The 22,431-nt window shown below is 67.8% G+C and carries 24 protein-coding genes; 21 read left to right on the top strand and 3 right to left on the bottom strand.

What is annotated here, in order from left to right; all coding sequences use genetic code 11:
* Position 1: 1 nt before the first annotated feature.
* Positions 2 to 634 carry a class I SAM-dependent methyltransferase gene (locus ACPPVQ_RS14010; protein ID WP_426515712.1) on the bottom strand — a complete coding sequence of 211 codons (633 nt, stop codon included), beginning with the start codon at positions 632 to 634 and terminating at the stop codon, positions 2 to 4.
* Between the two features lie 42 nt (positions 635 to 676).
* Here ACPPVQ_RS14010 and hflX point away from each other — a divergent pair, with 42 nt between their 5' ends.
* The 4 genes from hflX to ACPPVQ_RS13990 all read left to right on the top strand — a co-directional run bounded on the left by hflX (position 677) and on the right by ACPPVQ_RS13990 (position 6,267).
* Positions 677 to 2,215, top strand: a complete 1,539-nt coding sequence (gene hflX / locus ACPPVQ_RS14005) for a GTPase HflX (RefSeq protein ID WP_426515711.1) — start codon at positions 677 to 679, stop codon at positions 2,213 to 2,215.
* 238 nt (positions 2,216 to 2,453) lie between these two features.
* Positions 2,454 to 3,434 carry a methylenetetrahydrofolate reductase gene (locus tag ACPPVQ_RS14000; RefSeq protein ID WP_426515710.1) on the top strand — a complete coding sequence of 327 codons (981 nt, stop codon included), beginning with the start codon at positions 2,454 to 2,456 and terminating at the stop codon, positions 3,432 to 3,434.
* A 12-nt stretch (positions 3,435 to 3,446) separates the two neighbouring features.
* On the top strand, positions 3,447 to 5,798 hold the full coding sequence (metE, locus tag ACPPVQ_RS13995; RefSeq protein WP_426515709.1) for a 5-methyltetrahydropteroyltriglutamate--homocysteine S-methyltransferase: 2,352 nt from the start codon (positions 3,447 to 3,449) through the stop codon (positions 5,796 to 5,798).
* A 118-nt stretch (positions 5,799 to 5,916) separates the two neighbouring features.
* Positions 5,917 to 6,267: a metallopeptidase family protein gene (locus tag ACPPVQ_RS13990; protein WP_426515708.1), complete on the top strand. Its 351-nt coding sequence runs from the start codon at positions 5,917 to 5,919 to the stop codon at positions 6,265 to 6,267.
* A 39-nt stretch (positions 6,268 to 6,306) separates the two neighbouring features.
* Here the strand turns inward: ACPPVQ_RS13990 and lexA are convergent, their stop codons facing one another.
* Positions 6,307 to 6,996: a transcriptional repressor LexA gene (lexA, locus tag ACPPVQ_RS13985; protein ID WP_426515707.1), complete on the bottom strand. Its 690-nt coding sequence runs from the start codon at positions 6,994 to 6,996 to the stop codon at positions 6,307 to 6,309.
* Positions 6,997 to 7,274: 278 nt separating this feature from the next.
* Here lexA and ACPPVQ_RS13980 point away from each other — a divergent pair, with 278 nt between their 5' ends.
* From ACPPVQ_RS13980 to ACPPVQ_RS13950, 7 genes are all read left to right on the top strand, one after another.
* Entirely contained in the window at positions 7,275 to 7,658 is a 384-nt protein-coding gene (locus ACPPVQ_RS13980) for a LysM peptidoglycan-binding domain-containing protein (protein WP_426515706.1), read from the top strand.
* A 64-nt stretch (positions 7,659 to 7,722) separates the two neighbouring features.
* Positions 7,723 to 8,844 (top strand): histidinol-phosphate transaminase, encoded by a 1,122-nt coding sequence (locus tag ACPPVQ_RS13975; RefSeq protein WP_426515705.1) that lies wholly within the window; start codon positions 7,723 to 7,725, stop codon positions 8,842 to 8,844.
* Positions 8,841 to 9,443: an imidazoleglycerol-phosphate dehydratase HisB gene (gene hisB / locus ACPPVQ_RS13970; protein ID WP_426515704.1), complete on the top strand. Its 603-nt coding sequence runs from the start codon at positions 8,841 to 8,843 to the stop codon at positions 9,441 to 9,443. The genes ACPPVQ_RS13975 and hisB overlap by 4 nt, the downstream gene beginning before the upstream one ends.
* Complete coding sequence (gene hisH / locus ACPPVQ_RS13965; RefSeq protein WP_426515703.1) at positions 9,440 to 10,075, top strand: imidazole glycerol phosphate synthase subunit HisH; 636 nt, start codon at positions 9,440 to 9,442, stop codon at positions 10,073 to 10,075. The genes hisB and hisH overlap by 4 nt, the downstream gene beginning before the upstream one ends.
* A 188-nt stretch (positions 10,076 to 10,263) precedes the next feature.
* On the top strand, positions 10,264 to 11,010 hold the full coding sequence (priA, locus tag ACPPVQ_RS13960; RefSeq protein ID WP_426515702.1) for a bifunctional 1-(5-phosphoribosyl)-5-((5-phosphoribosylamino)methylideneamino)imidazole-4-carboxamide isomerase/phosphoribosylanthranilate isomerase PriA: 747 nt from the start codon (positions 10,264 to 10,266) through the stop codon (positions 11,008 to 11,010).
* On the top strand, positions 10,994 to 11,776 hold the full coding sequence (locus tag ACPPVQ_RS13955; RefSeq protein WP_426515701.1) for an SseB family protein: 783 nt from the start codon (positions 10,994 to 10,996) through the stop codon (positions 11,774 to 11,776). The genes priA and ACPPVQ_RS13955 overlap by 17 nt, the downstream gene beginning before the upstream one ends.
* 85 nt (positions 11,777 to 11,861) lie before the next feature.
* Positions 11,862 to 13,235 carry a pyridoxal phosphate-dependent decarboxylase family protein gene (locus ACPPVQ_RS13950; protein ID WP_426515700.1) on the top strand — a complete coding sequence of 458 codons (1,374 nt, stop codon included), beginning with the start codon at positions 11,862 to 11,864 and terminating at the stop codon, positions 13,233 to 13,235.
* Here ACPPVQ_RS13950 and ACPPVQ_RS13945 read toward each other — a convergent pair.
* Positions 13,228 to 13,590, bottom strand: a complete 363-nt coding sequence (locus tag ACPPVQ_RS13945; RefSeq protein WP_426515699.1) for a DUF1844 domain-containing protein — start codon at positions 13,588 to 13,590, stop codon at positions 13,228 to 13,230. The genes ACPPVQ_RS13950 and ACPPVQ_RS13945 overlap by 8 nt on opposite strands.
* Before the next feature lie 265 nt (positions 13,591 to 13,855).
* Here ACPPVQ_RS13945 and infC point away from each other — a divergent pair, with 265 nt between their 5' ends.
* Genes infC through ACPPVQ_RS13895 form a run of 10 tightly spaced genes read left to right on the top strand, consistent with a single transcriptional unit; the run spans position 13,856 to position 22,309 of the window.
* On the top strand, positions 13,856 to 14,515 hold the full coding sequence (gene infC / locus ACPPVQ_RS13940) for a translation initiation factor IF-3 (RefSeq protein WP_426521268.1): 660 nt from the start codon (positions 13,856 to 13,858) through the stop codon (positions 14,513 to 14,515).
* Positions 14,515 to 14,709: a 50S ribosomal protein L35 gene (rpmI, locus tag ACPPVQ_RS13935; protein ID WP_426515698.1), complete on the top strand. Its 195-nt coding sequence runs from the start codon at positions 14,515 to 14,517 to the stop codon at positions 14,707 to 14,709. The genes infC and rpmI overlap by 1 nt, the downstream gene beginning before the upstream one ends.
* Positions 14,710 to 14,737: 28 nt before the next feature.
* Positions 14,738 to 15,127 carry a 50S ribosomal protein L20 gene (rplT, locus tag ACPPVQ_RS13930; protein WP_426515697.1) on the top strand — a complete coding sequence of 130 codons (390 nt, stop codon included), beginning with the start codon at positions 14,738 to 14,740 and terminating at the stop codon, positions 15,125 to 15,127.
* Between the two features lie 37 nt (positions 15,128 to 15,164).
* Positions 15,165 to 15,965: a TrmH family RNA methyltransferase gene (locus tag ACPPVQ_RS13925; protein WP_426515696.1), complete on the top strand. Its 801-nt coding sequence runs from the start codon at positions 15,165 to 15,167 to the stop codon at positions 15,963 to 15,965.
* Between the two features lie 47 nt (positions 15,966 to 16,012).
* Positions 16,013 to 16,411: an ArsR/SmtB family transcription factor gene (locus ACPPVQ_RS13920; RefSeq protein WP_426515695.1), complete on the top strand. Its 399-nt coding sequence runs from the start codon at positions 16,013 to 16,015 to the stop codon at positions 16,409 to 16,411.
* The gene (locus ACPPVQ_RS13915; RefSeq protein ID WP_426515694.1) at positions 16,408 to 17,445 is read left to right on the top strand and encodes an SRPBCC domain-containing protein; all 1,038 of its coding nucleotides are present in this window, start codon (positions 16,408 to 16,410) and stop codon (positions 17,443 to 17,445) included. Before ACPPVQ_RS13920 ends, ACPPVQ_RS13915 begins: the two co-directional genes overlap by 4 nt.
* Positions 17,446 to 17,473: 28 nt before the next feature.
* Complete coding sequence (gene pheS / locus ACPPVQ_RS13910; RefSeq protein ID WP_426515693.1) at positions 17,474 to 18,514, top strand: phenylalanine--tRNA ligase subunit alpha; 1,041 nt, start codon at positions 17,474 to 17,476, stop codon at positions 18,512 to 18,514.
* On the top strand, positions 18,514 to 21,066 hold the full coding sequence (gene pheT, locus ACPPVQ_RS13905; RefSeq protein WP_426515692.1) for a phenylalanine--tRNA ligase subunit beta: 2,553 nt from the start codon (positions 18,514 to 18,516) through the stop codon (positions 21,064 to 21,066). The genes pheS and pheT overlap by 1 nt, the downstream gene beginning before the upstream one ends.
* A 50-nt stretch (positions 21,067 to 21,116) precedes the next feature.
* The gene (locus ACPPVQ_RS13900) at positions 21,117 to 21,710 is read left to right on the top strand and encodes an RNA polymerase sigma factor (protein WP_426515691.1); all 594 of its coding nucleotides are present in this window, start codon (positions 21,117 to 21,119) and stop codon (positions 21,708 to 21,710) included.
* Positions 21,707 to 22,309, top strand: coding sequence for a hypothetical protein (locus ACPPVQ_RS13895; RefSeq protein WP_426515690.1), 603 nt, complete (start codon positions 21,707 to 21,709; stop codon positions 22,307 to 22,309). The genes ACPPVQ_RS13900 and ACPPVQ_RS13895 overlap by 4 nt, the downstream gene beginning before the upstream one ends.
* Positions 22,310 to 22,431 lie beyond the last annotated feature (122 nt).

Raw genomic sequence — 22,431 nt, 5'->3', positions numbered from 1 at the left:
CCTATTCCCCGTGCGGATTCTCGGCGCGGCGGCGTGCGCGCAGCACGCGGTAGCCCTTGCTCGTCGCCGCACGCGTCACGGTGAGCGCGCCGGTGAAGGTGGTCTGCATCCAGCGCTGCAGCGAATCGGAGCCCAGGTTGCGCTGCACGACCAGCCAGGCGTCCGAGCCGGGCTCGAGTCTGGGCATCCAGCGCTCGAGCAGGTTGTGAAGCTCGTTCTTGCCCACGCGGATCGGCGGGTTCGACCAGATCGCGGTGAAACGCACCGATTCGGGAACATCGTCGGGCAGCGCGGCGTTGATGTTGGTGAGGCCGAGAGTCTGCGCGTTACGGCGCACGACATCGAGGGCCCGGGTATTGACGTCGACGGCCCAGACCGTCGCATGAGGGGACTCCAGAGCCAGTGTGAGAGCAAGCGGCCCCCAGCCGCAGCCGAGGTCGAGCAGATGACCGCCGGGCGGCGCCGAGGGCACATGGTCGAGAAGCACACGTGTGCCCGTGTCGACGCGCTCCGGACTGAAGATCCCGTTGGCCGTTGTCAGCTCGTAGGTCTGACCGGCCAGCTGCACTGTGAACGGACGGAGCCCTGGATCGCTCTCGGGCGCAGAGGTGAAGTAGTGATCTCCGCTGGCCATAGAGGAAACGTACAGGACAGGAACGAACTAGGGTTAACCCAGATGCTGGATATAGAACTGAACGAACAGATGAGTGGCGACGAAACACGCTCCACCGACGTCGATGTCGTGGCGCGTGTGCTTGCCAACGCCGATTCCCACGCGTCGGGAGTGTCGCTCTTCACAAGCGGGGCGCAGGCGCTTCAGCGCGGTCCCGTCGACGACACCTCGCACGACGGCGACCAGTTCGACCGGGAAGACCGTGCCGCGCTCCGCCGCGTCTCGGGCCTCTCCACCGAACTCGAAGACGTCACCGAGGTCGAGTACCGGCAGCTGCGTCTCGAGAACGTCGTGCTGATCGGCGTCTATTCGCAGGGATCGCTGCAGGACGCAGAGAACTCGATGCGTGAGCTCGCCGCGCTGGCGGAGACCGCCGGTGCCGTGGTGCTCGACGGACTGCTGCAGCGGCGACCGCACCCGGACGCGAGCACCTACTTCGGAAAAGGCAAGGCGCAAGAGCTTGCCGGCACCGTCGCAGCCCTCGGCGCCGACACCGTCATTGCAGACACCGAGCTGGCCCCGAGCCAGCGGCGTGCTCTCGAAGACGTCGTTCGCGTGAAGGTCATCGACCGTACAGCGGTCATCCTCGACATCTTCAGTCAGCACGCCAAGAGCCGCGAGGGTAAGGCACAGGTCGAACTCGCACAGCTCGAGTACCTCCTTCCCCGTCTGCGCGGCTGGGGCGATTCGATGTCACGGCAGGCCGGTGGCCAGGTCGGAGGCGTCGGTGCCGGCATGGGGTCACGTGGCCCCGGTGAGACGAAGATCGAGCTCGACCGCCGCCGGATCCACTCGCGGATGGCGAAGCTGCGCAAGCAGATCGTCGGATTCAAGCCGGCACGTGAATCCAAGCGCGCGAACCGTCGCCGCAATTCGGTGCCGTCGGTCGCGATCGCCGGGTACACGAACGCCGGCAAGTCCAGCCTTCTCAACCGCATCACCAAGGCCGGCGTGCTCGTCGAGAATGCCCTGTTCGCGACGCTCGACTCGACCGTGCGCAAGTCGGTCACGGCAGATGGGCGGCTCTACACCCTGGCCGACACTGTCGGCTTCGTGCGCAACCTGCCGCACCAGCTCGTCGAGGCCTTCCGTTCGACGCTCGAAGAGGTCGCCGACTCCGACGTGATCGTCCACGTGGTCGACGCGTCGCACCCCGACCCGGCGAGCCAGCTCGCCACTGTGCGCGATGTGATCGGCGAGGTCGGTGCCAGGGACCTGCCCGAGATCGTCGTCTTCAACAAGGCCGACCTGGTCGGCGATGACGAGCGTCTCGTGTTGCGTGGGCTGGAGCCCGGCGCGATCTTCGCGTCCGCACGCACCGGCGAAGGCATCGACGACGTGCTCGCCGCGATCGCCCGGCTCCTCCCCGACCCGTCCATCGAACTCGACCTCGTCATCCCGTACGACCGTGGCGACCTGATCTCCGCCCTGCACGAGCGGGGCCGCGTGATGTCGACGGAGTACGTCGAAGACGGTACCAAGGTCACTGCACGCATCCTTCCGGAGTACGAAGCGGTCTTCAGCGCCTTCGCTGTCGCCTGACCTGCAGGCTGCGTCGTCATACGGCGACACACGCCTGTCGGTGCGACCCGGTGCTTGCTACTCTGCCTATCAATCGTTGTCGTGCAGGAAGCCTGGGCGACATGGAGCGACAGCCGAGCCCGGCACCCGCCCGCGAAAGCCTTCGGGCTCATGACCCTCCAGGGACGTGCGCGGCAAGCCTGCGGCCATCGTCCTGAAGATGCGGTCATCCCGACATCACCTGGACGGAAGACATGCGATGAACGATCACGGAACCGCTCCGGCAGCCGCCGGCGACGCCCCGTGTCCGGGCCGCGTCCCCTTCTCCTTCGAGCTCTACCCGCCCCGTAACGTGGCGGCGTCGGCGGCGCTTCCCGCGACGATCGACCGCCTCGCGGCCGCCCACCCTGACTTCATCTCGGTCACCTACGGCGCGAACGGATCGTCGCGCACGTCGTCGCTGGATGTGTTGCGCTACATCCTCGCGAACACATCGGTGAGCCCGATGGCGCACCTCACCTGCGTCGGATCGTCCCACGCCGGGGCGAACCGCCTCATCCGCGAGTTCCTCGACGCCGGCGTGCGCAGCTTTCTGGCCGTGCGCGGCGACCCACCCGTCGATGCTCCGAGCGGCGACAGCGGACTCGGCGACCTGCACAGCGCGGGCGAGCTCGTGCAGCTGATCCACCGGGTGCAGGCCGAGCGCGTTCCCTACGAGGAGCGGCTGGTGCCCGGGATCCCGACCGCGCGGGAAGTGCGCACTGAACGCGAGCACGTGCGGATCGCCGTCGCCGCATTCCCGAACGGCCACCCGAACTCGCGCTCGGCGAGCCAGGACATCGACACACTCCTCGCGAAGCAGGCGGCAGGGGCGAACCTCGCGATCACGCAACTGTTCTTCCACCCGGAGGACTATCTCGCCTTCGCCCAGCGCGCCAGGGATGCCGGCGTCGAGTTCCCGATCCTGCCCGGCATCATGCCCGTCACCAGTCCCGCGCGCCTGAAACGGATGCTCGAGCTCAGCGGAGAAGACCTCCCGAGCGAGCTCGCCATCCAGCTCGAGATCGAACCGACCGAGGAGGGCCAGCGCGAGATCGGGATCGCGTGGGCGACCGGCGTCGTCTCGCAGCTCGTCGCGGGCGGTGCCCCGGGCATCCACCTCTACACCTTCAACCAGCACGAGGCCGTTCTGGCCGTCCTCGAGCGCACCGGACTTCTGCACAGCGCCAGCGCCACCTGAAAGAGAGAAAGTATGACCGACACGACGACTCGAGCCGCCTTCCCGACAGGGACCATCCTCGGCTACCCCCGCATCGGCCGCCGCCGCGAACTGAAGAAGGCAGTCGAAGCCTTCTGGGCCGGAACGATCACCGCCGACGAACTCGAGGCGCAGGCCGCCGAACTCCGTGCGGTCACCCGTGAGCGTCTGGCCGGTCTCGGCCTCGGGCGCAGCGACGCCTCCATCCCGGAGAGTTTCAGCTACTACGACCAGGTGCTCGACGCGGCCGTGACGCTCGGGGCGGTCCCGTCGCGCTTCGCCGGTCTCGCGGATGTGTCCGGTCACGTCGACCTCGCCGGCTATTTCACGATCGCCCGCGGCGAAGGTGAGCACGCACCGCTCGAGATGACGAAATGGTTCGACTCGAACTACCACTACCTCGTGCCGGAGATCGGCCCGGAGACAACGTTCCGGCTCGCCTCCGACCGTATCGTCCGCGAGTTCGAAGAAGCGAAGGCTGCAGGCTTCGTGACCCGCCCCGTGATCGTCGGCCCGGTCACCTTCCTCGCACTCAGCAAGGCGAGCGACGAGGCGCCTGAAGGCTTCCGCCCGCTCACGCGTCTCGCCGACGCGCTCCCGGTGTACCAGGAGTTGCTCGCACGCCTCGCCGCCGCCGGGGCGCCGTGGGTGCAGCTCGACGAGCCCGCACTCGTGAGCGAGAGCATCGAAGATGCGCGCTCCGAGGTGCTCGGGGCCGTGCGCACCGCCTACGCGACACTCGGCGGTGCGGTCGACCGGCCCGCGATTTTCGTCGCAGCTCCATACGGAAGCCTCGATGATGCGCTTCCGGTGCTCGCGGAATCGCCGGTCGAGGCGATCGGGCTCGATCTGGTGCGCGGCACGGTTCCGTCGGGTCTCGACGCGGCGACCGCATCCGCGCTCGCTGCCAAGGCGGTGGTCGGCGGGGTGATCGATGGCCACAACATCTGGCGCGGCGACCTCGAAGCCGCGTTCGGAAAGCTCACGTCATTGCTCTCGCTGTCGCCGACCGTCGCCGTCTCCACGTCGACGTCGCTCCTGCACGTTCCGCACGACGTCGACGACGAGCCGGCGCTGTCCGACCAGCTGAAGTCGTGGCTGGCGTTCGCCGACCAGAAGATCGGGCAGGTCGCCACGCTTGCGACAGGCCTTGTCGACGGGCACGAGGCGGTGCAGGACGCGCTGCGTGCAGCATCCGCCGCTCTCGCCGACCGCCAGGCTGCGCCCGGTGTGCGCGACGCGGCCGTGCGCGCCCGGACGGCTGCGCTCACCGCGTCCGACTTCTCCCGCGGGGAATACGGCGACCGCCTCACCGCGCAGGAGGAAGCGCTCGGCCTGCCGTTCCTGCCGACGACCACCATCGGCTCGTTCCCGCAGACGGGCGACATCCGCCGTGCGCGCGCACAGCTTGCGAAGGGGCTGATCAGCGAGGCCGAGTACCTGGGTCTGATGCGCGACGAGATCAAGCGCGTCGTCGACCTGCAGGAAGAGATCGGGATCGACGTCATCGTGCACGGCGAGCCCGAGCGCAACGACATGGTGCAGTACTTCGCCGAGAACCTCGACGGCTTCGCGGTCACGCAGAATGGCTGGGTGCAGTCCTATGGCAGCCGCTGTACACGCCCGTCGATCCTGTGGGGCGATGTGTCACGGCCGAAGCCGATCACCGTCGACTGGTCGACATACACGCAGAGCCTCACGGAGAAGCCCGTGAAGGGGATGCTCACCGGTCCCGTCACGATCCTCGCCTGGTCCTTCGTGCGGGACGATCAGCCGCTCGGCGAGACCGCACGGCAGGTCGCGCTCGCACTCCGCGACGAGATCGGCGACCTGGAGGAATCGGGCATCCGCATCGTCCAGGTCGACGAGCCGGCGCTGCGCGAGCTGCTCCCGCTGAAGCGCGCCGCCCACGCCGACTACCTGGACTGGTCGGTCGGGTCGTTCCGCCTCGCTACGGCCGGGGTGCGCGACGAGACGCAGATCCACACCCACCTCTGCTATTCGGAGTTCGGCGTCGTCATCGACGCGATCCGCAACCTCGACGCCGATGTGACGAGCATCGAGGCCGCGCGGTCGCGCATGGAGGTCGTCCACGACATCCAGACCAGCGGGTTCGACCATGGCATCGGCCCGGGTGTCTACGACATCCACTCGCCGCGCGTGCCGAGCGTCGCCGAAGTGACCGAGCTGCTTGAGACGGCGCTCGCGGCCATCCCGGGCCGTCAGCTCTGGGTGAACCCGGACTGCGGGCTCAAGACGCGCGGATACGACGAGACTGTGGCATCGCTGAAGAACATCCTCGAAGCAACCAGGGTCGTGCGGGAGAAGGCGGGCGTTCCGGCCTAGCCGCCGAGCTGTCGCGGGCGCACGGGTTCTGCACCGGCGCACAGGATCCACCCTGTGCGCCCGGAGCGAACCTGTGCGCCCGTTTCGTTCATTGCCCGGCCGGTGACAGGATGGCACCATGGTCGAGATCTCCGACGACGAATTCGAGCGCATCGTCACCGAGGAGTACGACGCGATCCCCGACGACTGGTTCGGGCAGCTGGACAATGTCGCGATCCTGATCGACAACCAGCCGCCGGGACAGTACCCGAGGCTCTACGGGCTGTACACGGGACACCCGCTCACACGTCGAGGCGTCTACGGCTATGGCGAGCTGCCCGACCGCATCACGCTGTTCAAGAACAACATCCAGGAGCGCAGCTCCGACCTCGACCAGCTGCGCCGCCGCGTTCGTGTCACCCTCGTGCACGAGATCGGGCACTACTTCGGGCTCTCCGACGCCCGCCTGCATGAGCTCGGCTGGGCGTAGCGGGCCGCGCGAGGTCGTCGGCGACCCGGGGCAGGATGCCTACACGGCCCGGAGAACCGCCACCACCTTGCCGAGGACCTCGGCGAAGTCGCCCAGGATCGGCTCGAAGTTGGAGTTGCGGGGGAGCAGCCAGGTGTGGCCGTCGCGCTGGCGGAAGACCTTGACCGTGGCCTCGCTGTCGAGCATGGCCGCAACGATATCGCCGTTCTCTGCGGTCTTCTGCTGACGGATTACGACCCAGTCGCCGTCGCAGATCGCCGCGTCGATCATCGACTCGCCGACGACTTTCAGCATGAAGAGGTCGCCGTTGCCGACGAGCTGGCGGGGGAGCGGGAAGACTTCTTCGACCTGCTGGTCCGCCGTGATCGGCACGCCGGCGGCGATGCGACCGACTAGCGGAACCATGGCGGCATCGCCGACCGGTGTCTGGTTCTCGTAGTCGAGGCTCTCGGATGCGGTCTGCGGCACGTCGATCAGGATCTCGAGCGCGCGTGGCCGGTTCGGATCCCGCCGGAGGTAGCCGCTCAGCTCGAGCTGGTTGAGCTGGTGGGTGACACTCGACAGGGAGGAGAGGCCGACGGCGTCGCCGATCTCTCTCATGCTCGGCGGATACCCGCGCTGGCTCACGGAGCGTGCGATCACATCGAGGATGGCGAGTTGTTTCTCGCTCAGGTTCTTGCGCCGGCGGGTACCGCCGCGTTCCCGTCCTGCTGCGTTGTCGTTCGTCACTTCCCCGTCCCTTCGTGACCGCCTCCGCGCCCGTTCCGAGGTTGCGCTGGAACGAATGTCGGTGGTGCCTGGTTGAGTGAACTCCAGACAATCGAAACTGTATCCACGATGCAGCGCTGAAACAAACATGTGTTCGAGTGTGTTGCGATATTCGTCACGTAATCAGTGTTTGCGGAGTGGTTGAACTTTCAGACATTCGAAGATATATTCGGAACATAGCTTCGCATCCGGCTCTCCCGGCCGAGTGCCGGATGCGAATACTCCCAGGAGGACAGGCCATGACTGCAGCGATTCAGATGCCGACGCATTTCGCCGGTGCACCGTCCCGCCCTGCCGGCACCGCGACCACTCACCTTCGGCTCACGCGCCGCGGACGCGCGGTGATCACAAGCCTCGCGGCCGTCCCGCTGGTGGTCGGCGCCTTCCTCTTCGCGATGAACGGCGGCGGAGCGATCGCGACCGGCCCGACTGCGCACACGCAGTTCGCATACGTGACGGTTCACTCCGGCCAGTCCCTCTGGAGCATCGCCGAGAAGGTCGCGCCCAGTGCCGATCCGCGCGATGTGATCGCCGACATCGTCTCGCTGAACCAACTGCAGTCGGCCGTCGTCACCCCGGGCCAGCGCATCGCGATCCCCGCCCAGTACGGCGCCGGTCACTGATCGGAGGCTGCATCGGGCCGCGGAAGTGCGCGGTCGGGCCGCATTAGCGCCGCATTAGCATTGAGTGGTGACTTCGCTCTCCGATCTGCCAATTCGCGATGACCTGCGGGGAAAGACACCCTATGGTGCGCCGCAGAAGACCGTTCCTGTCGCCCTCAACGTGAACGAGAACACGCATCCGATTCCGGATGACGTGGCGGCAGACATCGTTGCTGCGGTCGGCGAAGCGATCCGTGGAGTGAACCGCTACCCCGACCGCGAGTTCGTGGAACTGCGCGAAAGCCTGGCCCGATATCTCGGACACGGTCTGACCTCCGCGCAGATCTGGGCTGCGAACGGGTCGAACGAGGTCATCCAGCACATCCTCCAGGCATTCGGCGGCCCGGGGCGTTCACTGCTCGGGTTCGCACCGACCTATTCGATGTACTCGCTCCTGGCGGCCGGCACGGGCACCCAGTGGCTCGCAGGTCCCCGCGACGACGAATTCGAACTCAGCGCGCAGACGGCGGTCGACGAGATCCGCCGCGTCGACCCGGACATCGTCATCCTCTGCGCTCCGAACAACCCGACGGGCACGCCGCTGTCGATCGAGACCATCAGCGCGATCTACGAGGCTTCGCGCGGCATCGTCGTCGTCGACGAGGCCTACGCCGAATTCATGCCGACGGGCAGTCCCTCAGCTCTCAGCCTTCTGCCCGGGCGCGAACGGCTGCTCGTATCGCGAACGATGAGTAAGGCCTTCGCCTTCGCCGGTGCGCGGGTCGGCTACCTCGCAGCGGATCCGGCCGTCACCGACGCCCTCCGGCTCGTCCGGCTCCCGTACCACCTGTCCGCGCTGACGCAGGCGGCGGCGATCGCGGCGCTCGCGCACTCGGAGGAGATGCTCGCCATGGTCGGCGAGATCTCCGCCCAGCGCGACCGGCTGGTCACCGAACTCGCGGCGCTCGGTTACCAGCCTCACCGAAGCGGCAGCAACTTCGTCCTCTTCGGCGGGGTGAGTGACCCGCATGCGACCTTCCAGGCGCTGCTCGCCCAGGGGGTACTGATCCGTGATGTCGGAATTCCGAATCACCTGCGTGTCACCGCAGGCACGGAGGCCGAGACGACAGCGTTCCTCACGGCCCTCGCCTCACTCGGTCACAACGACGAGGGCGTCGTCGCCGCGACACTAAACTCGCAATCATGACCAATCGCACGGCCACGATCCAGCGGGAGACCAGCGAGTCGAGCATTCAGCTCACCGTCGACCTCGACGGAAAGGGACGCGCGGACGTGCAGTCGTCCGTTCCGTTCTTCGACCACCTGCTGACCGCGTTCGCGAAGCACTCGCTCACTGACTTGAAGGTGCGGGCGAGCGGTGACGTCGAGATCGATGTCCACCACACGGTCGAAGACGTCGGCATCGTACTCGGCCAGGCCATCCGGTCTGCGCTGGGCGACAAGTCGGGCATCTCGCGCTTCGGCGACGCTCTGGTGCCCCTCGACGAAGCACTCGTGCAGGCGGTCGTCGACATCTCGGGCAGGCCCTATCTGGTGCACTCCGGCGAGCCCGCCGGCTTCGAATACCACCTCATCGGCGGCCACTTCACCGGGTCCATGGTGCGGCACGTGTTCGAGGCCATCACGTTCAACGCGGCACTGACGACACACATCACGGTGCTCGGCGGGCGCGACCCCCACCACATCGCCGAAGCCGAGTTCAAGGCGTTCGCGCGCGCGTTTCGCCAGGCGAAGGCGCTCGACCCGCTCGTGTCGGGCATCCCGTCGACCAAAGGTGCGCTGTGACGCGACCGTCGGTCGTCGTGTTCGACTACGGCACGGGCAACGTGTACTCGGCTGCCAAGGCGCTCGAAGCGGCCGGGGCAGACGTCGAGCTGACGGGAGACCGGGCGAAGGCACAGGACGCTGACGGCCTCGTCGTACCCGGTGTCGGTGCCTTCAAGGCGGTCGCGGAAGCATTGCGTGCATCCCACGGCGACGAGATCGTCGACCGCCGGCTTGCGGGCGGACGACCGGTGCTCGGCATCTGCGTCGGCATGCAGATCATGTTCGAACACGGTGTCGAGCGCGGCAACGACAGCCCGGGACTCGGCGAGTGGCCGGGCGAGGTCGACGTGCTCGACGCTGCTGTGCTGCCACACATGGGCTGGAACACCGTGGACGCGCCGGAGAATTCGGCGCTCTTCGAGGGCATTCGCGACGAGCGGTTCTATTTCGTGCATTCTTATGCCGCACAGAAGTGGAGCCTGGACGTGCTACCGCCGTTCCCGGCGCCGCGCGTGACCTGGAGCGAGCACGGTTCGCGTTTCATCGCCGCGGTGGAGAACGGTCCGCTGAGTGCGACCCAGTTCCACCCGGAGAAGTCGGGCGCTGCCGGCATCCGCCTGCTCCACAACTGGCTGGGCACGCTGCGCTGACGCCCGCCCGGCCGTCTGGGCGCCCAGTCTGCCTGTTCCGGTCGAGCGTGACAGGCCCGCTGGCCACGCTCGAGCGGAAGCACCACGCTCGGCCGCGCAGCGTCACGGAGGCGCCCCGACTCGGCACCCTCGGCTAGGCTTTTGTGCTGGTGTCGGGTGAACGCACGACGCGTGACACGAGAGGCATCATGAGCGAATTCAACAACACTCCACGACTCGTGCTCCTTCCGGCCGTGGATGTCGCCGACGGCAAGGCCGTTCGCCTCACCCAGGGCGAGGCCGGCTCGGAGACCAGCTACGGCGACCCGGTCGACGCTGCGGCGGACTGGGCCGACCAGCGCGCGGAGTGGATCCACCTCGTCGACCTCGACGCCGCTTTCGGCCGCGGTAACAACTACTCCCTGCTCAAGAAGGTCATCCGCCAGGTGCGCGGCGTGAACGTGGAGCTGTCGGGCGGAATCCGAGATGATGCCTCGCTCGAGGCCGCCCTCAGCATCGGTGCCACCCGTATCAACCTGGGTACGGCCGCGCTCGAGAACCCCGAGTGGGCGGCGAGCGTCATCGGCCGGTACGGCGAGGCGATCGCGGTCGGCCTCGACGTGCGCGGCACCACACTCGCAGCCCGTGGCTGGACGCAGGACGGCGGCGACCTCTGGCAGGTGCTCGACCGGCTCGAAGAGGCGGGATGCGCGCGCTACGTCGTGACGGATGTCACGAAGGACGGCACGCTCAAGGGACCGAACATCGATCTGCTGCGCCAGGTGATGGATCGCACCGAGCGCCCTGTCGTCGCTTCCGGTGGTATCTCCAGCCTGGACGACATCGCCGCCCTCCGCGGGCTGGTTCCGCGCGGACTCGAGGGAGCCATCGTCGGCAAGGCCCTTTACGCCGGCGCCTTCACGCTGCCTGAGGCGCTGGATGTCGCCGGCAACTGACGGACCGCGCCACCCGCTCTCCGACTCGGCCGGCCAGCCCTGGGCGGGACGCCAGTTCGACGCGAACACGTTCGGCGACGACGACGGGTCCGCGCCCGCCGAGCTCGTGCAGGCGCTCGGCCGGTTTCGGGCAGGCGAAGCGTCGGCGGATGCGGTCGTCGACGCCCTGCGACGCGCGCGTCTGCTCATTCCGCTTGTCGCCCAGCTCGGCGAGACCGGTGTCACCGCGGCGGGCCACCTGGTGGACAAGTCCCAGGAGCTTGCCATCGTCACCGTCGAAGGCCCAGACGGACGCACCGTGCTCCCCGTCTTCTCGTCCGTGCAGGCCATGCAGCGCTGGAATCCGAAGGCGCGGCCGGTGCCGGCCGACGGTGTGCGGGTCGCGCTTGCCGCGGCGCGTGAGGAGACCGACCTGGTCGTACTCGATCCTCTCTCGGAGACGGAATTCGTCATCCGCCGCCCTGCGCTCTGGGCTATCGCGCAGTCGCAGCCGTGGCTCCCAGCCCACCTCGACCCTGAAGTCTTCGAGGCTTTCAGTGCGTCGATCGGGTCGGAGCTCGGAGTGCACGACGTCTCGTTGCGTTCGGGTGACCCGGATGCACGCCTCGCCGGCGAAGACCTCGTGGTGCGCCTGGAGCTCGCCCAGGGCCTGACCCAGGAAGAGCTCGACGCCGTACTCGGCCGGCTCGCACAGCGGTGGGCGGCAGATGACGTGATCGCCACCCGCGTGGATTCCCTGCGCGTGCAGCTCGCCGCGTCCGCCTGACATCCGACGCACCGCGCGTTGACCCATCGCCCCGGCGGGGAGGAAAATCGGCTGTGCGCTGGGAGCCACGGAAGCAGGTGCGCTGATGCAATCTGACTACGACGACATCATCGACAGGACGGCGGCCACCGCGAAAGCCTGGCTCGGCGGGTTCGAGGAGCGTCCGATACCACCGGAAGTGCCCATCGGCGACGTGCGTAGCGGGCTGGGCGACCGGCTTCCGGAGCGCGGCTCGGAGGCGACGGAAGTGCTGGAGCGCCTGACCGTCGCGGTCGAACCCGGTCTCATGGGCATCCAGTCCTCACGGTTCTACGGCTGGGTGATGGGCGGCACCTACCCGGTGGCTCTGGGCGCCGACTGGCTTGTCTCCGCCTGGGACCAGAACGCCGGCATGCGCGATGCGACCCCCGGCGTGGTCGGTGCTGAGGAGCTGGCGGGGGAGTGGCTGCTCGACCTGCTCGGGCTGCCGTCGACCGCCGACGTCGGTTTTGTGACAGGCGCGACGACCGCCAACATGGTCGGACTGATCGCCGCGCGCACCGCCGTACTGCGGAGCGCCGGCTGGGATGTGAACCGTGACGGTCTGGCGGGCGGCCCCCGAATCCGCTTCATCGCGGGTGCCGAGCGCCACACCTCGGTCGACCTCGCGGCGCGCTATGCCGGTCTGGGCCTGCCGCAGACGGTTCCTGCCGACGACCAGGGGCGGATCAGGGTCGACCTGCTCCGGGAGACGCTGGCGGCAGGGGAAGGGCCGGCGATCGTCGCCCTGCAGGCGGGCAACCTCCACTCTGGCGCGTTCGACGATTTCGCCGGAGCGATCGCCGTCGCGCATGAGGCGGACGCCTGGGTGCACGTCGACGGGGCGTTCGGGTTGTGGGCGGGCGCCGCGCCCCGGCTACGGCACCTGACGGAAGGGTACGCATCGGCGGATTCGTGGGCGACGGATGCGCACAAGACTCTCAACGTCCCCTACGACTGCGGCATCGCGATCGTCGCCGACCCCGTTGCGATGAATGCCGCGTTCAGCATCCACGCCGCCTACCTGCCGCGTCCCGCCGAAGGATTCGACCCGTACGAGAAAGTTCCGGAGATGTCGCGGCGTGCTCGCGGCGTTCCGGTGTGGGCGACCCTGGCGTGGCTCGGGAGGCAGGGCGTGGATGACCTGGTCCAGCGGCTTGCCGACAGCGCGGCAGCCCTCGCGAGGGGTCTCGCCGAGCTGCCGGGGGTGAGCATCCTGAACGATGTGGTGTTCACGCAGGTGTGCATGGCGCTCGAGGACGACGACAGGATCGCGCCGCTTGCTGCGGCGCTGCGGGCGGATGGGTCCATCTTCGCGTCGCCCTCGCGCTGGAGGGACCGCGACGTGCTGCGTTTCTCGGTCAGCAACTGGGCCACAGACCAGGTCGCGGTCGCCCGCACGATCGAAGCCGTCCGCGCGGCGCTGGCCGAAATCAGTTGACCGGACCGGTCCACTTTTCGCCAGGGCCTTTGCCGATCTCGTCGGGGATCGGCGATGCTTCGCGGAAGGCCAGCTGCAGGGAGCGGAGCCCGTCGCGCAGGCTGCGCGCGTGCTGGTCGCCGATGTGCTGGGCGCTGGCCGTCACAAGCCCGGCGAGCGCGTCGATGAGCTTGCGTGCCTCATCCAGGTCGGTCTGTGTCGCGGGGTCGTCGGCGAGGCCGCATTTGACGGCGGCGGCGCTCATGAGGTGCACTGCAGTGGTGGTGATGACCTCGACAGCGGGGACGTCAGCGATGTCTCGCGTGGCTTCATCGACGTACGCGTCGGCGTCCTGAGGGGTGTAACTGTCGCTCACTGATTTCCTCTGTTAGAATCGTTCGGGCTCCGAGGCTTCAGTCTCGGTACGAAAGTGGAGATTCTCCCACCCGCGCTTGACCGCTACTAGGTTACCGGGTTGTTCGCACTCCGCCGTCGCGCCGCCAGCGCGAGGGTAGTCAGGGTGCCGTGCCAGGCCTGCGATTTAATTCGCAGGTGCTGTGGTGCGTGAATTTCCTCTTCGCCGCTTCCGTCACCCGACGGAGACGTGGCCGAATGTATCGCTTTGATCAGAGGAGAAACGCATCAGCGATCCCCGTACCAATGACCGTATCCGCGTCCCCGAAGTTCGTCTCGTCGGCCCCAGCGGTGAGCAGGTCGGCGTCGTGAAAATCGAGGTCGCCCTTCGTCTCGCGCAGGAAGCCGATCTGGACCTGGTTGAGGTTGCTCCCAACTCCAAGCCGCCTGTCGCGAAGATCATGGATTACGGCAAGTTCAAGTACGAGGCTGCGCAGAAGGCCAAGGAGGCCCGGCGCAACCAGGCGAACACGATCCTCAAAGAGGTTCGTTTCCGTCTCAAGATCGACAAGCACGACTACGAAACCAAACGCAAGCGCGCTGAGGGCTTCCTCAAGGCCGGCGACAAGGTCAAAGCCATGATCCTGTTCCGCGGCCGTGAGCAGTCCCGCCCAGACCAGGGCGTTCGCTTGCTCCAGAGATTTGCCGAAGATGTCGCGGAGTTCGGTTCTGTCGAATCGACGCCGACCATCGACGGTCGAAACATGGTCATGGTCATCGGCCCCCTGAAGAACAAATCAGAGGCCAAGGCCGAGGCCAACGCACAACGTGCCGCTTCGAAAGCGCGGGCGCAGGCCCCCGCCGACGAGTCGGCTGCTGCCGCAGAGCCTTCTGCGCAGGACGAAGAGAGTTCGCCGGCCACGCCTGCGACGAACGAGGAGAAATAATGCCCAAGCAGAAGACCCATTCCGGGGCCAAGAAGCGCTTCAAGCTGACCGGGAGCGGCAAGGTCATGAAGCAGCAGTCCGGTATGCGCCACCACCTGGAGCTGAAGTCCAGTCGTCGCACTCGCCGTCTCAACCAGGACCAGGTGCTCGCTCCGGCTGACGCCAAGCGCATCAAGAACATGCTCGGCAAGTAACGCCGCCCGACGTTAGGAAAACAAGAAAATGGCAAGAGTAAAGAGGGCCGTCAACGCCCACAAGAAGCGTCGGGTCATCCTCGAGCGCGCAGAGGGCTACCGCGGTCAGCGGTCGCGCCTGTACCGCAAGGCCAAGGAGCAGGTCACTCACTCGCTGGTCTACAGCTACCGTGACCGCCGTGCGCGCAAGGGCGACTTCCGTCGTCTCTGGATCCAGCGCATCAACGCCGCCAGCCGTGCGAACGGCCTCACCTACAACCGCCTGATCCAGGGTCTGGGTCTTGCCGGTGTCGAGGTCGACCGCCGCATCCTCGCCGAGCTGGCCGTCAACGAGCCCGCCACGTTCGCGGCCCTCGTCGAGACGGCCAGGAAGGCCCTGCCCGCCGACACGTCGGCGCCGAAGGCTGATGCTGCGTAACGACTGAACAGTGCGTCGCCGCATATAGGCTGGTGCCATGCTTGATAACCCGCGCTCTCCGCGCGTTCGGGCCGTGGCGAAACTGGCGAAAAGAGGAGCCCGGTCTGAGACCGGGCTCTTTCTTTTGGAGGGGCCGCAGGCCGTCGCCGAGGCGTTGACGTTCCGGCCTGAACTCGTCGTCGAGCTGTACGCGACGCCGACGGCCCTCGAGCGGTACACCGACATCGCGCAGACGGCTGTCGATGCCGGCGTCGATGTCGAGTTCGTCACCGAACACGTGCTGGAGACGATGGCCGACACGGTCACGCCCCAGGGGTTCGTTGCGGTCTGTCATCAGTTCCCGACGTCGATCCGTGACATTCTGTCGGGGGAGCCGAAGCTGGTGGCGATCCTCGAGGAGGTGCGCGATCCCGGCAACGCGGGCACGATCATCCGCGCCGCTGATTCCGCCGGTGCCGACGCTGTGATCCTGACCGGTCGCACGGTCGACCTCTACAATCCCAAGGTCGTCCGTTCGTCGACCGGCTCGATCTTCCATGTGCCGGTCGCGGTGGGGGCGACGCTGGCCGATGTGGTCGAGCGCGCACACGCTGCCGGGCTGCAGATCCTTGCCGCCGACATCAAGGGGCAGGACCTCCTCGCGGTGCGGGTCGAGGGGCTGCTCGCCCAGCCGACGGCGTGGGTGTTCGGCAATGAGGCGCGCGGCCTGGGCGACGACGACCTGGCGCTGGCGGACCGCGCCGTCACCGTGCCGATCTACGGCAATGCGGAGTCGATGAACCTGGCGACCGCCGCATCCGTCTGCCTCTACGAGTCGGCGTTCGCCCAGCGATCCTGAACGTTTGATCCTTGCGTTATATAAACGCACGGTGATATGTTGAGCCTATGGACGCGCTCGAAGCTCTCGGCGACCCGGTTCGCCGGCGCATCGTCGAATTGCTGGCCGCCGGCGAATGCACGGCGGGCCGGCTATCCGATGCGGTGACCGCGCAGTTCGGCATCACCCAGCCCGGCGCATCCCGGCATCTGCGCGTCCTCCGTGAGGTCGGGCTGGTCACGAGCCGTACCGCCGGCAAGCAGCGTATGTACACGCTCGACTCTGCCGCGTTCGATGGTGTCGCGGAGTGGGTGGACGGCATCCGGTCATTCTGGAACCAGCACCTGGATGCGCTCGAGACAGAACTCGTGCGGGGGCGCGCTGCCGACCGCACTGTCGCGCGACATGATCAGCCGATTCAACGCGACCAGCCGGTTCAACACGATCAGGGAGCTGCAGCATCATGACGATCTTCGGAGACCTCGCCCTCGACGGCGCCAGGCGCACCGTGACGCTGGAGCGCGAGTACGCGACGACGACAGCCGACCTGTGGAGTGCGCTCACCGAGCCGGACCGCATGACCCGCTGGCTGGGCAGCTACACGACGGAAGGTGACGGCTACCGTCTGGAAATGGGCGGCGGATTTCCCGCCGTCACCGGTCGCGTGCTCGCCTGCGAACCTCAGAGACGGATTGCCGTGCTCTGGCGGTTCGGGAGCGAGGCCGAGACGGAGCTGGAGGCGACCATCGCTCCGCACGGCGACGATCACGTCGTGCTCACCCTCACGCACAGACGGGCGCAGGCGGTCAACGCGGCCGTCTGGGGTGCCGTGTGGCAAGGCGTTTTCACACATCTCGACGCCGAGCTGAACGGCGAGCAGGATCTCGGCGATCGCGGGTACCTCGGCGAGGCCGCCGACCCCGCCGCGTTCGACGCCGCTCTCGAGGAGTACCGCCGCCGCGAGGCCGGGCTCACCCCGGCACGCATGATCCGCGAAAACGGGAAGTCCGGCGTGCACCTCGAGCGACTGCTCGATGCCTCCATCGCCGACGTCTGGGATGCACTGACCCTGCCTGACCGGATCGGACGCTGGCTGTGGCCGGTCGTCGAATGGCCGGACGACCCAGCACGCGTCCGTCCGCTCGAGCTGGGGGACACCTTCCGCCTCGGCGACGCGAACGTCCCCGACGGAGTGCATGCGATGGAGGTGCTCGCACTGGAGCCCGAGCGCCTGCTGTCGTTCACCTGGGGGCCGGCCCGATCGGCCGTGACCCTGCGCCTCGACGGACAGGAAGCCGGCACTCTGCTCGTGCTCGATCAGGATGCGATCCCCGACGTGTTCGGGGCGGGTCGCCTCCGCTCCGCGCCCGATTTCGCAGCGGGCTGGCACTCGCTCGTCGACGGGCTCACTCTGCTTCTCGAAGGCCTCGACGCGCCCCGGCGCGAGGGCCTGTGGGACGCCGCCTACGAGGTGTACGCCGGTCAGAACGCGGCAGAGTGACCGGGACCTCGCACTAAACTTGGGTTCCGTGTCCGAACCCACTGAAATCTCCGAGACAACTGTCGAGGCGGCCGTGCAGTCGGCCCTCGCGGCGATCGCCGACGCCGCCGACTCGGCTGCCCTCAAGGTCGTCCGTGCCGAGCACACCGCCGAGCACTCTCCGCTTGCGCGGCTGAATGCCAGCCTGCGCTCGGTCCCCAACGACCAGAAGGCCGCCGCCGGCAAGCTCGTCGGCCAGGCGCGCGCCCGTGTGAACCAGGCGTTCGTCGCGAAAGAGGCGGACATCCAGACCGCAGAGGACGCGCAGCGTCTCGCCGATGAGCGGGTCGACGTGACCGCGCTGCCGTCGCGCTGGCAGGCGGGCGCCCGCCATCCGCTCTCACTGCTCCAGGAGCGCATCCAGGACGTCTTCGTCGGCATGGGCTGGGAGGTGGCCGAAGGCCCAGAGCTCGAGAGCGAGTGGTACAACTTCGACGCCCTCAACTTCGACGAGGACCACCCGGCGCGGGCCATGCAGGACACGTTCTTCGTCGAGCCGACCTCGGCGCACCTCGTGCTGCGCACCCACACCTCCCCGGTGCAGTTGCGTGCGCTGCTCGAGAACGACCTGCCTCTCTACCGCATCGCACCCGGTCGCGTCTTCCGCACCGACGAGCTCGACGCGACGCACACGCCCGTGTTCCACCAGACAGAGGGCATCGCCGTCGACAAGGGGCTCACGATGGCGCACCTGCGGGGAACGCTCGACCACTTCGTCAAGAACATGTTCGGCGACGATGCGAAGGTGCGCCTGCGCCCCAACTACTTCCCATTCACCGAGCCCAGCGCCGAGCTCGACCTCTGGCACCCCACCTTCAAGGAGGGGCCGCAGTGGATCGAATGGGGCGGCTGCGGAATGATCAACCCGAACGTCCTGCGTTCGGCGGGCATCGATCCCGATGTCTACTCCGGTTTCGCCTTCGGGGTGGGTGTCGAGCGTGCGCTCATGTTTCGCAACGATGTGAAGGATATGCACGACATGGTCGAGGGCGATGTGCGCTTCTCGCAGCAGTTCGGAATGGTGGTCTGATGCGCGTCCCACTCAGCTGGCTCGCCGAGTACGTCGATCTCGAGCCGGGGACGACGGCCGAGCAGGTGCATGCGGCACTCGTCTCCGTCGGTCTCGAAGAAGAAGACATCCACACGTTCGAGATCTCCGGTCCCGTGGTCGTCGGGCAGGTGCTCGACTTCGTCGATGAGCCGCAGACCAACGGCAAGACCATCCGGTGGTGCCACGTGCGTGTCGCACCGGAGGGCTCGCGCGCGGCCGACGGGGGAGACGACGTGCGTGGAATCGTCTGTGGCGCCCACAACTTCTTCGCGGGCGACAAGGTCGTGGTGTCGCTGCCCGGCGCGGTGCTCCCCGGGCCGTTCCCGATCTCGGCACGCAAGACGTACGGCCACATCTCCGACGGCATGATCGCGTCGGCGCGCGAGCTCGGCCTCGGCGACGAGCACGCCGGCATCCTGCGGCTCGCGACCCTCGAACTGGACCCGCCGGTGGGTACGGATGCGGTGGGCCTGCTCGGTCTGGACGACACGGCCGTCGAGGTCAACGTCACGCCCGACCGGGGCTACGCCTTCTCGATCCGTGGCATCGCACGCGAGTTCTCGCACGCGACGGGCGCGGAGTTCCGGGACCCTGCGGCGGCTCCCGAACTGCTCAGGGGACGCCCGAGCCACACCTCCGGCAGCACGTTCCCGGTCTCGATCGACGACTCCGCGCCGATCCGCGGGCGCGTCGGCGCAAGCGTCTTCGTGACCCGCGTGGTCCGCGACGTCGATGCGACCCGGCCCACCCCGGCATGGATGATCGCCCGGCTCAAGCTCGCGGGCATCCGTTCGATCTCACTCGTCGTCGACGTGACAAACTACGTCATGCTCGAACTGGGCCAGCCGATCCACGGCTACGACCTGGATGCGCTCCGTGGCGGCATCACGGTGCGGCGCGCCCGCCCGGGCGAGAAGCTCGTGACCCTCGACGGCCAGGAGCGCACGGTCGACCCCGAAGACCTGCTGATCACCGACGAGTCCGGGCCGATCGGGCTCGCAGGCGTCATGGGCGGGGCGTCGACCGAGATCGGTTCGTCGACCCGCAACGTACTGATCGAGGCTGCCAATTTCGACCCCGTGTCGATCGCCCGCACTGCCCGCAGGCACAAGCTGCCGAGCGAGGCGTCGAAGAGGTTCGAGCGAGGTGTCGACCCGCAGGTCGCTGTCGCTGCCGCTGCCCGGGTCGTCCAGCTCCTGGAGCAGCTCGCCGGCGGCAGCGCGGACGACCTCGGCTCCCTGCACAACACGAGCGTGACCCCGGATGCCATCCAGCTGCCCGCAGGCTACGTCTCGTCGCTGATCGGCGTCGATTTCACCGACGACGAGATCGAGTCGGCCCTCGCTGAGATCGGCGGGGCGATCACCGCGACGTCGGCCGGACTGAGTGTGGTCCCTCCGACGTGGCGCCCCGACCTGACCGACAAGTCGGATCTCGCCGAAGAGGTGGCGCGCATCGTCGGCTATGACCGCATCCCCTCGGTGCTTCCTGTCGCTCCTCCTGGCCGCGGGCTGACCCGCAGCCAGCTTTTGCGTCGGGCGGTGGCCGAGACCCTGGCCGCCAACGGCGCTACGGAAGTGCTGGCGTACCCGTTCGTCACCGAGCAGGCGAACGACACTTTCGGCTCACCTGTCGCCGGCCGTGTCCCAGCCGTCAAGCTCGCCAACCCGCTCGACGGCACGGTGCCGTACCTGCGCACGTCATTGCTGCCCGGGCTCATCGAGATCGCGAAGCGCAACCTGTCGCGAGGGCTGGTCGATCTCGAGCTGTACGAGGTCGGAACCGTGTTCCTGCCGGCCCCCGACGGCGCCTTCGGCTCGCAGTCGCTGCCGCCCGGCGCCGCCCTGCCGTCCGACGACGTGCTCTCGGGATTGAACGCCGGGATTCCGGCACAGCCGCAGCACGTTGCAGGTCTCGTGCTCGGCAATGCGATCCCGAAGCAGCCGGGCCTGCCGGCCGTCCCCGCGGGCATCGCCGACATCCTGGCCATGGTCGAGCAGATCGGCGCCTCCGTCGGACTGGCGGTCGAGCCCATACAGGGCGCGCACCAGGCGCTCCACCCGGGGCGCACCGCGGAGCTCGTCGTGCGTCGCGGCGTCGGTGACGTGCCGATCGGTTTCGCCGGCGAGCTCCTCCCGGCGCTCGCCGAAGAGGCGGACCTGCCCCGCGTTGTCGGCGTCTTCGAGCTCGACCTGGACCTGCTGTTCGACCTCGCGCCGCAGCAGCTGCACGCATCGGCGATCACCGCGTTCCCGGCGGCGACCCAGGATCTGTCGCTCGTGGTCGGTGCCGAGGTGCCGGCGGGCGACGTCGAGCGTGCCGTCATCGACGGCGCGGGGGACCTTCTCGAACATGCGCGGCTCGTCGACGACTACCGCGGCCACGGGATCCCCGAGGGCACGAAGAGCCTGACGTTCGCGCTCCGGTTCCGGGCCGGCGACCGCACGCTCACTGCCGCAGAGGCCAGCGAAGCGAAGCTCGCCGGGGCTGCGCGCGCCGGCGAACTCTTCGGCGCCCACATCCGCGACTGAGGCAGCCCGCGGCGATGGAACCTTTTCTGGCCCATCGGACACTATGAGTTATGACGTCAGTGTTGGGGGAAGCTGAGCCCGAGGACTGGGTGCTGGCGCGGTCGGGGGATCCGGCCGCGTTCGGTGCCTTCTTCAGGGCGCACCGCGATCGCGTGCTCTGGCAGGCCATGCGCTCGGTCGACTCCTTTCACGACGCCGAAGACATCGCGGCTCTCGTCTTCCTGGAGACCTGGCGTCGGCGGGATTCAGTCCGCATCGTCAACGGGTCGATCGTGCCCTGGCTGCTGGTGACGACGAACAATGTCGCCCGCAACTTCTCCCGCACCCGACGCCGCCACCGGCATGCGATGGACAGTCTGCCTGCTCCCCGGCACCAGGACGACTTCGCCCCGGCGGTGAACGACCGGCTCGACGATGAACCGAGGCGTGCTGCTGTTCGGGCAGCCTTCGCGACCTTGTCGGCGAAGGAACAGGACATCGTGTCGCTCTGCGTGATCCAGGGCATGCAGCTCGCGGATGCTGCAGAGACGCTGGGCGTTCCCCTCGGCACTGTGAAATCCCGGCTCTCCCGCGCCAAGAGCAGGCTGGCTGAGCTCACCGTCGAACTTGTCGATCCGACCGAAATCGCAGGAGGTGTGCGATGACCGCTGTGAACAACACATCCCCGTTCGATCAGGAACGCCTCGACGCGATCTCGGACATGCTGGTCACGCAGGTGGAGCGCGATTCCGCGCGGAGCATCCGCCCGCACCGCCTCGCACTCCTGGTCTCGCTGATCGTTGCGGCGGTCCTCATCTCGACAGGGGGCACCGCACTCGCGCTGACCGGGCACCTTCCGTTCGTCGAGCCTCCGCCACCTCCCGTGGCGACAGCGACGGTCACCCCGACCCCGCCCGAGACCCCAAGCCCAAGCCCGACCCCAACGCCGACCACACCCCCCGAGCCCCCGGCGACGACACTGAACGGCTTCGATATCGAGAGCATCTACGCGGCCTGCGAGGCCGCTCTGCCTGCGGGAACCTGGCCGTCGGGTGTTCCGCTGCCGACTCCGCGACCGGAGATGAACGATTTCGGCCTCGCGAGCGAGAACGGCTTCACGGTCGACCGCGCACACGGGGACCCCAACGCCATCTTTGTGGATGTCGCTTACCAGCTGGACGAAACCGATTACGGCTCGGATCTCTGTGTCGCTTCCGGTGACCCGGCGCATCCGAGGGTGGAATTCATCCAGTCCTTCGATTGACAGGTGGTCCGCCCCGACTTGGAGCCGACGCCGGTGACCCGCTAGGGTTGCCGCATGCTTTCCGTTCGGCGCTCCCACTCCGCTCGCGGCCTCGTCGCCGCCGGCGCGCTGCGTCGACGCCT

Source organism: Leifsonia sp. McL0618 (assembly GCF_049994905.1).
Lineage (GTDB): Bacteria > Actinomycetota > Actinomycetes > Actinomycetales > Microbacteriaceae > Diaminobutyricibacter.
This window is presented reverse-complemented; position numbering and strand designations above follow the sequence as displayed.

Excerpts from the sequence above, each read along its gene's own strand:
- ACPPVQ_RS14010 (WP_426515712.1), bottom strand. The coding sequence starts at position 634 with ATGGCCAGCGGAGATCACTACTTCACCTCTGCGCCCGAGAGCGATCCA.
- hflX (WP_426515711.1), top strand. The coding sequence starts at position 677 with ATGCTGGATATAGAACTGAACGAACAGATGAGTGGCGACGAAACACGC.
- ACPPVQ_RS14000 (WP_426515710.1), top strand. The coding sequence starts at position 2,454 with ATGAACGATCACGGAACCGCTCCGGCAGCCGCCGGCGACGCCCCGTGT.
- metE (WP_426515709.1), top strand. The coding sequence starts at position 3,447 with ATGACCGACACGACGACTCGAGCCGCCTTCCCGACAGGGACCATCCTC.
- ACPPVQ_RS13990 (WP_426515708.1), top strand. The coding sequence starts at position 5,917 with ATGGTCGAGATCTCCGACGACGAATTCGAGCGCATCGTCACCGAGGAG.
- ACPPVQ_RS13980 (WP_426515706.1), top strand. The coding sequence starts at position 7,275 with ATGACTGCAGCGATTCAGATGCCGACGCATTTCGCCGGTGCACCGTCC.
- hisB (WP_426515704.1), top strand. The coding sequence starts at position 8,841 with ATGACCAATCGCACGGCCACGATCCAGCGGGAGACCAGCGAGTCGAGC.
- priA (WP_426515702.1), top strand. The coding sequence starts at position 10,264 with ATGAGCGAATTCAACAACACTCCACGACTCGTGCTCCTTCCGGCCGTG.
- ACPPVQ_RS13955 (WP_426515701.1), top strand. The coding sequence starts at position 10,994 with ATGTCGCCGGCAACTGACGGACCGCGCCACCCGCTCTCCGACTCGGCC.
- ACPPVQ_RS13950 (WP_426515700.1), top strand. The coding sequence starts at position 11,862 with ATGCAATCTGACTACGACGACATCATCGACAGGACGGCGGCCACCGCG.
- rpmI (WP_426515698.1), top strand. The coding sequence starts at position 14,515 with ATGCCCAAGCAGAAGACCCATTCCGGGGCCAAGAAGCGCTTCAAGCTG.
- rplT (WP_426515697.1), top strand. The coding sequence starts at position 14,738 with ATGGCAAGAGTAAAGAGGGCCGTCAACGCCCACAAGAAGCGTCGGGTC.
- ACPPVQ_RS13925 (WP_426515696.1), top strand. The coding sequence starts at position 15,165 with ATGCTTGATAACCCGCGCTCTCCGCGCGTTCGGGCCGTGGCGAAACTG.
- ACPPVQ_RS13920 (WP_426515695.1), top strand. The coding sequence starts at position 16,013 with ATGGACGCGCTCGAAGCTCTCGGCGACCCGGTTCGCCGGCGCATCGTC.
- ACPPVQ_RS13915 (WP_426515694.1), top strand. The coding sequence starts at position 16,408 with ATGACGATCTTCGGAGACCTCGCCCTCGACGGCGCCAGGCGCACCGTG.
- pheT (WP_426515692.1), top strand. The coding sequence starts at position 18,514 with ATGCGCGTCCCACTCAGCTGGCTCGCCGAGTACGTCGATCTCGAGCCG.
- ACPPVQ_RS13900 (WP_426515691.1), top strand. The coding sequence starts at position 21,117 with ATGACGTCAGTGTTGGGGGAAGCTGAGCCCGAGGACTGGGTGCTGGCG.
- ACPPVQ_RS13895 (WP_426515690.1), top strand. The coding sequence starts at position 21,707 with ATGACCGCTGTGAACAACACATCCCCGTTCGATCAGGAACGCCTCGAC.